At 68.5% G+C, this 12,689-nt stretch carries 10 protein-coding genes; 6 read left to right on the top strand and 4 right to left on the bottom strand.

Annotated features, from left to right (window positions below; genetic code table 11):
- Positions 1-53: 53 nt before the first annotated feature.
- The 3 genes from AC5JCN_RS15565 to lpdA all read left to right on the top strand — a co-directional run bounded on the left by AC5JCN_RS15565 (position 54) and on the right by lpdA (position 5,910).
- Positions 54-3,026 (top strand): 2-oxoglutarate dehydrogenase E1 component, encoded by a 2,973-nt coding sequence (locus AC5JCN_RS15565; RefSeq protein ID WP_495755992.1) that lies wholly within the window; start codon positions 54-56, stop codon positions 3,024-3,026.
- Between the two features lie 65 nt (positions 3,027-3,091).
- Positions 3,092-4,366 (top strand): 2-oxoglutarate dehydrogenase complex dihydrolipoyllysine-residue succinyltransferase, encoded by a 1,275-nt coding sequence (gene odhB / locus AC5JCN_RS15560; RefSeq protein WP_495755991.1) that lies wholly within the window; start codon positions 3,092-3,094, stop codon positions 4,364-4,366.
- Positions 4,367-4,494: 128 nt separating this feature from the next.
- Entirely contained in the window at positions 4,495-5,910 is a 1,416-nt protein-coding gene (gene lpdA, locus AC5JCN_RS15555) for a dihydrolipoyl dehydrogenase (protein WP_495755990.1), read from the top strand.
- 147 nt (positions 5,911-6,057) lie between these two features.
- Here the strand turns inward: lpdA and AC5JCN_RS15550 are convergent, their stop codons facing one another.
- Positions 6,058-6,243: a hypothetical protein gene (locus AC5JCN_RS15550; RefSeq protein WP_495755989.1), complete on the bottom strand. Its 186-nt coding sequence runs from the start codon at positions 6,241-6,243 to the stop codon at positions 6,058-6,060.
- Positions 6,244-6,352: 109 nt separating this feature from the next.
- Positions 6,353-7,282: a tyrosine recombinase XerC gene (locus AC5JCN_RS15545; RefSeq protein ID WP_495755988.1), complete on the bottom strand. Its 930-nt coding sequence runs from the start codon at positions 7,280-7,282 to the stop codon at positions 6,353-6,355.
- Between the two features lie 116 nt (positions 7,283-7,398).
- Here AC5JCN_RS15545 and AC5JCN_RS15540 point away from each other — a divergent pair, with 116 nt between their 5' ends.
- Complete coding sequence (locus tag AC5JCN_RS15540; protein WP_495755987.1) at positions 7,399-9,624, top strand: primosomal protein N'; 2,226 nt, start codon at positions 7,399-7,401, stop codon at positions 9,622-9,624.
- A 3-nt stretch (positions 9,625-9,627) separates the two neighbouring features.
- Here AC5JCN_RS15540 and AC5JCN_RS15535 read toward each other — a convergent pair whose 3' ends face one another.
- Together AC5JCN_RS15535 and AC5JCN_RS15530 are read right to left on the bottom strand one after the other, a co-directional pair.
- The gene (locus AC5JCN_RS15535) at positions 9,628-9,921 is read right to left on the bottom strand and encodes a HigA family addiction module antitoxin (RefSeq protein WP_495755986.1); all 294 of its coding nucleotides are present in this window, start codon (positions 9,919-9,921) and stop codon (positions 9,628-9,630) included.
- 10 nt (positions 9,922-9,931) lie between these two features.
- The gene (locus AC5JCN_RS15530; protein ID WP_495755985.1) at positions 9,932-10,219 is read right to left on the bottom strand and encodes a type II toxin-antitoxin system RelE/ParE family toxin; all 288 of its coding nucleotides are present in this window, start codon (positions 10,217-10,219) and stop codon (positions 9,932-9,934) included.
- A 345-nt stretch (positions 10,220-10,564) separates the two neighbouring features.
- Here AC5JCN_RS15530 and AC5JCN_RS15525 point away from each other — a divergent pair, with 345 nt between their 5' ends.
- Both AC5JCN_RS15525 and atpA read left to right on the top strand, forming a co-directional pair.
- Positions 10,565-11,125, top strand: coding sequence for a F0F1 ATP synthase subunit delta (locus AC5JCN_RS15525; protein WP_495755984.1), 561 nt, complete (start codon positions 10,565-10,567; stop codon positions 11,123-11,125).
- Entirely contained in the window at positions 11,125-12,654 is a 1,530-nt protein-coding gene (atpA, locus tag AC5JCN_RS15520; RefSeq protein WP_495755983.1) for a F0F1 ATP synthase subunit alpha, read from the top strand. The genes AC5JCN_RS15525 and atpA overlap by 1 nt, the downstream gene beginning before the upstream one ends.
- Positions 12,655-12,689: the final 35 nt, after the last annotated feature.

Raw genomic sequence — 12,689 nt, 5'->3', positions numbered from 1 at the left:
TCGCGTTACCGGCCACGCTCCGGCCGTCCAAAGAGAGCGACGAGGACACGCCGATGGCACGCCAGGACCAGAACGACAGCTTCCTGCAGACGTCCTTCCTCTATGGCGGCAACGCCGCCTATATCGAGGATCTCTACGCCCGCTACGAAAAGGACCCGGCCTCGGTCGACGCCGAGTGGCAGGTCTTCTTCGCCGCGCTGAAGGACGACCCGGCAGCCGTGACCAAGAGCGCCGAGGGCGCCTCCTGGCAGCGGGCGAACTGGCCGATCGCGGCCAATGGCGAGCTCGTCTCGGCCCTCGACGGCAACTGGCCGGCGGTGGAGAAGGTGGTCGGCGCCAAGATCGAGAGCCGTGCCAAGGAAACGGTGAAGGACAAGGGCGGCGAGGTCTCGCAGGCCTCCATCCAGCAGGCGACGCGCGACTCCGTCCGCGCCCTGATGATGATCCGCGCCTTCCGGATGCGCGGCCATTTGCACGCCGACCTCGATCCGCTGAACCTGGAGCCGCGCGGCGACCACGAGGAGCTGCACCCCTCCTCCTACGGCTTCACCGAGGCCGACTGGGACCGCCGCATCTTCATCGACAACGTGCTCGGCCTGGAGTTCGCGACGCTCCGCGAGATGCTCGCGATCCTGAAGCGGACCTACTGCTCCACCATCGGCTACGAGTTCATGCACATCTCCAATCCTCAGGAGAAGGCGTGGATCCAGGAGCGCATCGAGGGGCCGGACAAGGAGATCGCCTTCACCCGCGAGGGCAAGCGCGCCATTCTCAACAAGCTCGCCGAGGCCGAGGGCTTCGAGAAGTTCATCGACGTCAAGTACACCGGCACCAAGCGCTTCGGCCTCGACGGCGCGGAATCGCTGATCCCGGCGCTCGAGCAGATCATCAAGCGCGGCGGCAATCTGGGCGTGAAGGAGATCGTCTTCGGCATGGCCCATCGCGGCCGGCTGAACGTCCTCACGCAGGTGCTCGGCAAGCCGCACCGCGCCCTGTTCCACGAATTCAAGGGCGGTTCCTACGCGCCCGACGAGGTCGAGGGCTCGGGCGACGTGAAGTACCATCTCGGTGCCTCGTCCGACCGCACCTTCGACGGCAACACCATCCACCTGTCGCTGACCGCAAACCCCTCGCACCTCGAGATCGTCGATCCCGTGGTGCTCGGCAAGGTGCGTGCCAAGCAGGACCAGCTGCAGGACGTGGTCGAGCGCGCCAAGATCCTGCCGCTGCTGCTGCACGGCGATGCTGCCTTCGCCGGCCAGGGCGTCGTGGCGGAGTGCCTGGGCCTCTCCGGCCTGAAGGGTCACCGCACCGGCGGCTCGGTGCACTTCATCATCAACAACCAGATCGGCTTCACCACCTATCCGCGCTACTCGCGCTCCTCGCCCTATCCGTCCGACGTGGCGAAGATGATCGAGGCGCCGATCTTCCACGTGAACGGCGACGATCCCGAGGCGGTGGTCTTCGCGGCCAAGGTGGCGACGGAGTTCCGGCAGAAGTTCCACAAGCCGGTCGTCATCGACATGTTCTGCTACCGGCGGTTCGGCCACAACGAGGGCGACGAGCCGGCCTTCACGCAGCCGCTGATGTACAAGACCATCCGCCAGCACAAGTCGACGCTGGAGCTCTACACCGCCAAGCTGGTGTCCGAAGGTGTCGTGACTGAGGGCGAGGTCGAGAAGATGCGCGCCGACTGGCGCCAGCGTCTCGAGGCCGAGTTCGAGGCCGGCCAGGCCTACAAGCCCAACAAGGCCGACTGGCTGGACGGGCGCTGGGCCGGGCTGAAGGCGACCAAGGAGAGCGAGGACGACGCTCGCCGCGGCCAGACCGGGGTCGATGCCTCGACGCTGCACGAGATCGCCGAGCGCATCACGACCGTGCCGGAGGGCTTCAACGTCCACCGCACGATCCAGCGCTTCCTGGAGAACCGCCGCAAGGCCGTTGAAACCGGCGAGGGCATCGACTGGGCAACCGCCGAGGCGCTCGCCATCGGCACCCTGTTGCTGGAGAAGCACCCCGTTCGCCTGTCCGGCCAGGATTGCGAGCGCGGCACCTTCTCGCAGCGCCACTCCGTGCTGATCGACCAGGAGACCGAGGCCCGCTTCACGCCGCTGAACAACATCCGCGACGGACAGGCCCGCTACGAGGTCATCAACTCGATGCTCTCGGAGGAAGCCGTCCTCGGCTTTGAATACGGCTACTCGCTGGCCGAACCCAACGCGCTCACCATGTGGGAGGCGCAGTTCGGCGACTTCGCCAACGGCGCGCAGGTGGTGTTTGACCAGTTCGTCTCGTCGGGCGAGCGCAAGTGGCTGCGCATGTCCGGCCTCGTCTGCCTGCTGCCGCATGGGTACGAGGGGCAGGGACCCGAGCACTCCTCGGCCCGCCTCGAGCGCTTCCTGCAAATGTGCGCCGAGGACAACATGCAGGTCGCCAACTGCACGACGCCGGCCAACTACTTCCACAGCCTGCGCCGGCAGCTTAAGCGCGACTTCCGCAAGCCGCTGATCCTGATGACGCCGAAGTCGCTGCTGCGCCACAAGCGCGCCGTGTCCAGGCTCGACGAGATCTCGGCGGGATCGTCCTTCCATCGCGTGCTGTGGGACGACGCCCAGCTCGCGAAGGGAGAGGGCATCAAGCTCGCCCGCGACACCAAGGTCCGCCGCGTGGTGCTTTGCTCGGGCAAGGTCTACTACGACCTCTACGAGGAGCGCGAGAAGCGCGGCATCGACGACGTCTACCTGCTGCGCGTCGAGCAGCTCTATCCCTTCCCGGTCAAGGCTCTCGCGACCGAGATCGCCCGCTTCAAGAACGCCGACGTGGTGTGGTGCCAGGAAGAGCCCAAGAACATGGGCTCCTGGAGCTTCGTCGAGCCCTATCTGGAATGGGTGCTCGCCCGCGCCGGCCTCAAGGTGAAGCGCGCCCGCTACGCCGGCCGGCCGGCCTCGGCAGCCACCGCGACGGGCCTCATGTCGAAGCACCTCGACCAGCTCCGCACCTTCCTGGAGGAGGTTTACGCCGCCTGACGGCGCAGCCCTCCGCTTCACCCTTCCCCATGCGAGGGCCTTGCGCCCGCATCCCAGACGAGACCATGGCGACAGACATCCGCGTCCCCACCCTTGGGGAATCCGTCACCGAGGCCACGATCGGCAAGTGGTTCAAGAAGCCGGGCGAAGCCGTCCGTGCCGACGAGCCTCTCGTCGAGCTCGAAACCGACAAGGTGACGCTGGAGGTGAATGCTCCAGCCTCGGGCGTTCTGGCCGAGATCGTCGTGAAGGATGGCGAGACAGTGGGCGTCGGCGCTCTGCTGGGCTCGATCTCCGCCGCGGGCTCGGGCGTGGCCGAGACGCCGACGGCGGCGAAGGCTGCCGCGCAGCCGAAGCCGCAGGATACGCCGGCCCAGGCGCCCGCCACCCCCGCGGCTCCGGCCGCCGCCAAGGCGCCGCCGGCCGATGCGCCGCTCGCTCCCTCCGTCCAGCGCATTGCGACCGAGACGGGCATCGACCCCGCCTCGGTTCCCGGCACGGGCAAGGACGGCCGGGTCACCAAGGGCGACATGCTCGCGGTGTCGACCTCGGTTCAGTCAGCCCCGCCGGCTGCCGCTCCTGCGGCCGCCGCCGCGCCGGCCCCCGTGCAGGTGCGCGCGCCGTCCGTTCCGGAGGATGCCTCCCGCGAGGAGCGGGTGCGCATGACAAAGCTGCGCCAGACGATCGCACGGCGCCTCAAGGATGCGCAGAACAGCGCGGCCATGCTGACGACCTTTAACGAGGTCGACATGACCGAGGTCATGGGCATGCGCACGAAGTACAAGGACGTGTTCGAGAAGAAGCACGGCGCCAAGCTCGGCTTCATGGGCTTCTTCGTGAAGGCCTGCGTGCAGGCGCTGAAGGAGATCCCGGCCGTCAACGCCGAGATCGACGGCACCGACCTCGTCTACAAGAACTACTACCACGTCGGCATCGCGGTCGGCACGGACAAGGGCCTCGTCGTGCCGGTGGTGCGCGACGCCGACAGGCTTTCCATCTCGGGCATCGAGAAGACGATCGCCGACTTCGGCAAGCGTGCCCGCGACGGGCAGCTGAAGATCGAGGAGATGCAGGGCGGCACCTTCACGATCACCAATGGCGGCATCTACGGCTCGCTGATGTCGACGCCGATCCTCAACGCCCCGCAGTCGGGCATCTTGGGCATGCACAAGATCCAGGAACGGCCCATGGCGATCGGCGGCAAGGTCGAGATCCGGCCGATGATGTACCTGGCGCTGAGCTACGACCACCGCATCGTCGACGGCAAGGAGGCAGTGACCTTCCTCGTCCGCGTCAAGGAGGCGCTGGAAGACCCGGCGCGGATGGTGCTGGACCTCTGAACCTCTTCTAACACCAGGCCCGGGCTCGCCCCGGGCCACCACGACTATCAACCGGCGCGCACCTCAGCATGGATGGCCGGGACAGGCCCGGCCATGACGACGCTGGTGGCGGGCAGGAGATGCAAGCGATGTCGGAAAACCAGGCCCAGTCCTACGACCTCATCGTCATCGGCACCGGCCCCGGCGGCTATGTCTGCGCCATCCGGGCGGCCCAGCTCGGGCTGCGGACCGCCGTCGTCGAGAAGCAGCGCACCCATGGCGGGACCTGCCTCAACATTGGCTGCATCCCCTCGAAGGCCCTGCTGCATGCCTCCGAGATGTTCGACGAGGCCGGGCACGGCTTCGAGGCGCTCGGCATCCAGGTCGGCAAGCCCAAGCTCGACCTCGAAGGGATGATGACCCACAAGGACGACACGGTGACGGCGAACGTCAACGGCGTCTCCTACCTGTTTAAGAAGAACAAGATCGACACCTACCAGGGCACGGGCAGGATCGCCGGTCCGGGCAAGGTGGAAGTCACCACGCAGGGCGGCTCGAAGCAGACGCTGGACGCGAAGTCGATCGTCATCGCCACCGGCTCGGACGTCGCGCCGCTGCCCGGCGTTACCATTGACGAGAAGACGGTCGTCTCCTCCACGGGCGCGCTCGACCTCGACGACGTGCCGGAGCGGCTGGTGGTCGTCGGCGCCGGCGTCATCGGCCTCGAGCTAGGATCCGTCTGGCGCCGCCTCGGCTCGCAGGTGACCGTCGTCGAGTTCCTCGACCGCATCCTGCCCGGCATGGACGGCGAGGTCGCCAAGCAGTTCCAGCGGATCCTCGGCAAGCAGGGCATGACCTTCGTGCTGGGCTCGAAGGTCACGGGCGTGTCCAAGGGCGGCAACGGCATGGTGGTGACCGTGGAACCGGCCGCCGGCGGCGAGAAGAAGGAGATCCCGGCCGACGTTGTGCTCGTCGCCATCGGAAGGCGGCCCTTCACCCAGGGGCTCGGCCTCGAGGAGGCCGGCATCGCCACGGAGCGCGGCCGTGTGATCATCGACGACCATTTCCAGACGAACGTGCCCGGCATCTACGCCATCGGCGACGTGGTGCGCGGCCCGATGCTGGCCCACAAGGCCGAGGACGAGGGCGTCGCGGTGGCCGAGCTCATTGCCGGCAAGGGCGGCCATGTGAACTACGAGGTCATCCCCAGCGTGGTCTACACGATGCCGGAGGTCGCCTCAGTCGGGAAGACCGAGGAGGAACTGAAGGCCGCTGGCGTCGCCTACAAGAGCGGCACCTTCCCCTTCACCGCCAATGGCCGCGCCCGCGCCAACCGCCACACCGACGGCTTCGTGAAGGTGCTGGCCGACGCCACGACGGACCGCGTTCTCGGCGTCCACATCGTCGCCGCCGGTGCCGGCGAGATGATCCACGAGGCGGCCGTGCTGATGGAATTCGGCGGCTCCTCCGAAGACCTCGCCCGCACCTGCCACGCCCATCCCACGATGAGCGAGGCGGTGAAGGAAGCCGCCATGGCCGTGGAGAAGCGGGCAATCCATATGTGAGTGGGCAGATGCCGGGGAAGCGCGTCTGAAGACGCGCGGTCCGGCCGGCGCCACGGAGCGCGGGTCTTCAGACCCGCTTTTTTGCGGCCCAACGAAAACGGCCCGGGCTGACCCGGGCCGTTCGCGTTGCTGACTGGGAATGCCCGCTTACTGCTGCGTCGTCTCCTGGGACGACTGCGTGTCGGCCTGGGCCGTCTGCTGCGGGATGTACTCGCTGGACTGGCTCGACTGGGCGGTGTGCTGCTTGCTCCAGGCGCACTCAGCAAGGGCCGGGAGGGTGGAGATCGCGGCGAGGCCGGCTCCGACGACGAGACCGAGGATCGTGCTGCGCATGAGGAACGTCTCCGGGTTTCGATCGGGAGAGGGTAGCGCAGAACAGCGTCACGGCAAGCGCGCACCTTCCCGCTGGGCAGGGGCGCGACACCCGGCCGCAAGACGACCGTCACGCCCGCGGATGCGCAGCCTGGTACGCGGCGAGCAGGCGGGCGGTGCCCACCTCCGTATAAACCTGCGTCGTCGACAGCGAGGCGTGGCCCAGCAGCTCCTGGATGGCGCGCAGGTCGCCGCCACGGGCCAGCAGATGGGTGGCGAAGGAATGACGCAGGGCGTGCGGGGTCGCCGTGTCCGGCAGGCCCAGGGCACCGCGCAGGCGCTCCATGGCGAGTTGGATGATGCGCGGCGACAGCGGGCCGCCCTTGGCGCCGCGGAAGAGGGGCTCATTTGGCGCGAGAACGTAAGGGCACATCTTCACGTAGTCGGCCACCGCCTCCTGGACGGCGGGGATGACCGGGACCATGCGCGTCTTGCCGCCCTTGCCGTTCACGGTGACCGTGTCGCGGTCACCCACCGGGGCATCCTTGCGCAGGATGGACAGCGCCTCCGAAATGCGCAGCCCGCATCCGTAGAGCAGCGCGATGACCGCCGCGTCACGCACCAGCACCCAGGTTTCCCGGTCCTCGGCGGCGCGCAGGTCGGGGTCGGTGAGGCGGCGCGCCGAGGGCGCCGGCAGAGGCTTGGGCAGGCTGCGCCCGATCTTGGGCCCGCGGATGGCCGACAGCGCGGAGGCGTTGGCGTGGCCCTCCCGCTCGAGGAAACGAAGGGCCGAGCGCACGCCCGCGAGATTTCGCATCAGCGAACGGCTGCCCACCCCTTCGCTGCGCCGTCCCGCCATGAAGGCGCGGATGTCGGCTGGCCGGAGGCGCGAGATGTCGGCCAGCGACGGCGGGCCGCCCTCCGCGGCAAGGAACGACAGAAACTGACGCAGGTCGCGGTCATAGGCTTCCAGCGTCTTTGCCGCCATGCGCCGCTCCACGGCGAGGTGTCGTCGCCAGGATTCCAGCGCGGCGGCGAGGTCTGGTGCGGCGATCAGCATGAGCGGAGGGTGGCGTCCCGTGGTGAAGCGCAGGTTAACGCAAGGACAGGCCTTTTCGTGGCCGCGTCCCGAGGGCGATCGAGCGCCCGCCGCGAATCGGTGCTAGGTGTCCGGCCATGGACTCCGGCCCAAACCGTGAACGCGACGAAGAGCGGGACAGCGAGGCCGCCGCCCGGCCGATGCGCGCCGAGATCCTCGTGCCGACCGGCCTCGACCAGACCTACAGCTACGACGTGCCCGCCACGATGCGGCTGGCGGAGGGCGACGTCGTGCACGTGCCCTTCGGCCCGCGCGAATGGCCCGGGGTGGTGTGGGAGCTGTCGGAGGCGCATTCGGCGGGGGCCTCCAACCTCAAGTCGGTCGCGCGTCCCGCGGATGCGCCGCCGCTGTCGGCGCCGCTGCGGCGCTTCGTCGAGCGGGTCGCACGCTACACGCTGGCGCCCCGCGGCATGGTGCTGCGCATGGCCTTGCGCGGCACGGAGCCGTCCCCGCCCGAGCGCGTGCAGGTGGGCGTACGCCTGGCCGGGCCCCCGCCGGAGCGGATGACGCCGGCCCGCCAGCGCGTCATCGCCGCTGCGGCGGGCGGGCTGGTGCACTCCAAGCGCGCGCTCGCGGAAGCCGCCGCCGTCAGCCAGGCCGTCATCGACGGCCTCGTCGACGAGGGCACGCTGGAAACCCTGGCGCTGGCGCCGGCCTCGGTCGCACCCAGGCCCGACCCGGACCATGCGGCACAGGCGCTGGAGCCGGGGCAGGCTGAGGCCGCGGCCGCCCTCGTCGCTACCGTGCGCGAGCAGGCCTTCTCGGCCACGCTGCTGGAGGGCGTCACCGGCTCGGGCAAGACGGAGGTGTATTTCGAGGCCGTCGCCGAGGCGGTGCGGTTGGGCCGGCAAACTCTCATCATGATGCCGGAAATCGCGCTGACGGCGCAGTTCCTGCAAAGGTTCGAGCGGAGGTTCGGGGTCAGGCCGGCGGAGTGGCACTCCGGCGTGTCCGGCCGCAAGCGTGAGCGGGTGTTCAACGCCGTCGCGTCCGGGGAAGCCCTGGTCGTTGCCGGTGCGCGCTCGGCCCTGTTCCTGCCGTTCAGAAGGCTGGGGCTGGTCGTCGTCGACGAGGAGCATGAGGCCGCCTACAAGCAGGAGGACGGCGTCTGCTACAACGCCCGCGACATGGCGGTGGTGCGGGCGCAGACCGAAGGCGTGCCGGTCGTCCTCGCCTCGGCGACCCCCTCCATCGAGACCCGGGTCAACGCCACGCGCGGGCGCTACCGTCACGTGCACCTGCCTGAGCGGTTCGGGGGCCGGGCTATGCCGGTGCTGTCCGCCATCGACATGCGGCGCGACGGCCCCTCGCCCGGGCGCTGGCTGTCGCCGCCGCTCGTCGCCGCCGTGCGCGAGACGGTAGGCCGGGGCGAGCAGGCGCTTCTCTATCTCAACCGGCGCGGCTATGCGCCGCTGACGCTGTGCCGCCATTGCGGACACCGCTTCCAGTGCCCCAACTGCACCGCGTGGCTGGTGGAACACCGCTTCCGCCGCGCCCTCGTCTGCCACCATTGCGGCCATGTCGAGCGCCGGCCGGACACCTGCCCGGCCTGCGGCAGCGCGGATTCGCTGGCGCCCTGCGGGCCGGGCGTCGAGCGGCTGGCCGAGGAGGTGGCGGAGCTCTTCCCGGGCCAGCGCGTGCTGGTGCTCTCCTCCGACTTCCCCGGCGGCACGGAGCGGCTGAAACGCGAGCTCGACGCGGTGGCGGAGGGCGAGTTCTCCATCGTCATCGGCACGCAGCTGGTGGCCAAGGGCCACAACTTCCCGCTGCTCTCGCTGGTGGGCGTGGTGGACGCCGACCTCGGCCTCGCCTCCGGCGATCCGCGGGCGGGCGAACGCACGTTTCAGATCCTGCAGCAGGTCACCGGCCGCGCCGGGCGCGGTGCCACGTCCGGACGGGCTCTGCTGCAGACCTTCCAGTCCGGCCACCCCGTGATGCAGGCGCTGCTCTCGGGGGACGCGGAGAATTTCTACCGCGAGGAGATCCGCATGCGGGAAGCGGCGGAGCTGCCGCCCTTCGGCCGGCTGGCAGCCCTGGTCATCTCGGCGACGGACCGGAATGCTGCGGAAGGCCATGCCCGGGCCATGGCGCGCGCCGTGCCCGGCCATCCCGAGGTGATGGTGCTCGGGCCGGCCGAGGCCCCGATCGCCATGATCCGCGGCCGCCACCGCTTCCGCCTGCTGGTGAAGACACCGCGCGCCATGGACATGCAGTCCTGGCTGCGCAACTGGCTGTTGCTCTGCCCGAAAACCACCGGGAATATCCGCGTTGCCGTGGATGTGGACCCGATGAGCTTTCTGTAGGGGTCAGGCGCTGGAAGCAGCACGGGTGGGCAGGCGGGCGATTTCCTCCCCGGAGTTCTGCAACGCGAGCCGCAGTTCATAGGTCTTCTGCAGGTTTAGCCAGAGCTCTGGTGACGTGCCGAACCAGTGACCGAGCCGCAGCGCAGTGTCGGCCGTCACCGCCCTGCTGCCGTTGATGATTCCCGTCACACGGTTCGTGGGCACGCCGATCTGCCGGGCCAGTGCTGCGGCCGACATCCCGAGCTCCCTTAACTCGTCTGCCAGGTGCTCGCCGGGGTGGATCGGAGTGCGCGCCATACCAATTGCCTCAATGATAGTCGACGATCTCGACCTGCGACGGGCCGACCTGCCCCTCTGGCCACGCGAAGCAGATGCGCCAACGGTCGTTGATCCGGATGCTGTACTGGCCCCTTCTGTCAGCCCTGAGCGCCTCGAGACGGTTCCCCTTTACGGCTCCGAGATCACTCACCGACGTAGCGGCATCGAGCATGTCGAGCCTCTTCTCCGCCTGCCGTGCGAAGACCTCGAACTCCTTCACGAAGCCGCCGCGCGCGAATTGCTCGGTTCTCCTGTCCGCGAAATCGATGATGGCCATCTATGGAGCCCAATACTCATTACGTCAAGCGTAACGACAATCTAAAGCTATGCCGAAGCTAGCACGCCGGGAAGCAAGGGCCGCACCTCTCATGTCCTGAACGTAGGACCCGTCCACCCTCCCCCAAAGTCGCCCCTGCAACCCGTCCCGCTCGGGTTGCGCCCCCCGGTTTGTCATGCTAGTTCACCCCCGCCTTTCGGGTCTGTGCCGATGGTGAAACGCGCGTGCGCGGTCACCGGAGCCGCGCGGATCCGGTCCCATCCAGACGGCGTCGCCCCGTATTGGCCGCTCGCTCCCGCGAGACCGGCGACGGGGCGCGGACGGTCGGCAGCAGCGAGAACGCCCGTGGCGCAAGAGAACTCGATCGTGTCAGGTGTGGCCGGGCGCTACGCGACGGCTCTGTTCGAGCTGGCGCGGGACGAGGGGCAGGTGGACGCGGTGGCGTCCTCGCTCGATACGTTCAGGACGGCGGTCGCCGGAAACGCCGATCTCACGCGCTTCGTCAAAAGCCCGGTCTTCTCCTCCGAGGAGCAGGTCAAGGCGCTGCATCCCATCCTGGCAAAGCTCGGCATCACCGGCATTGCCGCCAACTTCCTCCTGCTGGTCGCTTCGAAGCGCCGTCTCTTCGCCGTGGACGACATGGTGCGCGCCTATGGCGCGCTGGTCGACCAGGCCAAGGGCACTGTGCGCGCCCAGGTGACCGTGGCCGAGACGCCGTCCGAGCGCGTCCTGGGCGAGATCAAGCAGGCACTGAAGGACGTCGCCGGAGAGCATGTCGCGGTCGAACTCAAGGTCGACCCGGCCATCATCGGCGGAATCGTGGTGAAGGTCGGCTCGCGCATGGTCGACTCCTCGCTGCGCACCAAGCTCAATGGAATTCGTACCGCGATGAAAGAGGTCGGCTGATGGACATCCGCGCCGCAGAAATCTCCGCGATCCTCAAGGACCAGATCAAGAATTTCGGGTCCGAGGCCGCAGTCACCGAAGTCGGCCAGGTTCTGTCCGTCGGCGACGGTATCGCCCGCGCCTACGGGCTCGACAACGTCCAGGCGGGCGAGATGGTCGAGTTCGAGAACGGCGTGCGCGGCATGGCGCTGAACCTCGAGACCGACAACGTCGGCATCGTGATCTTCGGCTCCGACCGCGACATCAAGGAAGGCCAGACGGTCAAGCGCACCGGCGCCATCGTGGACGCCCCGGTCGGCAAGGGCCTGCTCGGCCGCGTCGTCGACGCGCTCGGCAACCCGATCGACGGCAAGGGCCCGATCGTCGCCGAGAAGCGGATGCGCGTGGACGTCAAGGCGCCCGGCATCATTCCGCGCATGTCGGTGCACGAGCCCATGGCCACCGGCCTGAAGGCCGTGGACGCGCTGATCCCGATCGGCCGCGGCCAGCGCGAGCTCGTCATCGGTGACCGCCAGACCGGCAAGACCGCCATCGCGCTCGACACCATCCTGAACCAGAAGGCGATCAACCAGTCGGGCGACGAGAGCGCGAAGCTCTATTGCGTCTACGTCGCCGTCGGCCAGAAGCGCTCCACCGTCGCGCAGTTCGTGAAGGTGCTGGAGGAGCAGGGCGCGCTCGAGTACTCGATCATCGTCGCCGCCACGGCGTCGGATCCGGCCCCCATGCAGTTCCTCGCCCCGTTCACGGGCTGCACCATGGGTGAGTACTTCCGCGACAACGGCATGCATGCCGTGATCATCTATGACGACCTGTCGAAGCAGGCCGTCGCGTACCGCCAGATGTCTCTGCTGCTTCGCCGCCCGCCGGGCCGCGAAGCGTATCCCGGCGACGTGTTCTACCTGCACTCCCGCCTGCTGGAGCGTGCGGCGAAGCTCAACAAGGACTTCGGCGCAGGCTCGCTGACGGCGCTGCCGGTCATCGAGACGCAGGCCAACGACGTGTCGGCCTACATTCCGACGAACGTCATCTCGATCACCGACGGCCAGATCTTCCTGGAGACCGACCTCTTCTACCAGGGCATCCGCCCGGCGGTGAACGTCGGCCTCTCGGTGTCGCGCGTGGGCTCCTCGGCCCAGACGAAGGCGATGAAGAAGGTCGCGGGCAAGATCAAGGGCGAGCTCGCCCAGTACCGCGAGATGGCCGCCTTCGCCCAGTTCGGCGGCGACCTCGACGCCACGACGCAGCGCCTCCTCAACCGCGGCGCGCGCCTGACCGAACTCCTGAAGCAGCCGCAGTTCTCGCCGCTGCAGATGGAAGAGCAGGTCGCGGTGATTTATGCCGGCGTCAACGGCTATCTCGACCCGCTGCCGGTCAACCGCGTCCGGGCCTTCCAGGACGGGCTGCTCGGCACGCTGCACACGAGCCACAAGGATGTGCTGGACGCGATCCGCACCTCCAAGGATCTCGGCGACGACACGGCGAAGAAGCTGAAGGACGTCGTCGACACCTTCGCCAAGTCGTTCGCCTGACGCGCTTGCGCCGGGCATGATCGTGGCGACGAGGA

It is taken from the genome of Alsobacter sp. (assembly GCF_059501845.1).
Note: the sequence above shows the minus strand (reverse complement) of the source record. Positions and strands in the feature narration are given on the sequence as shown.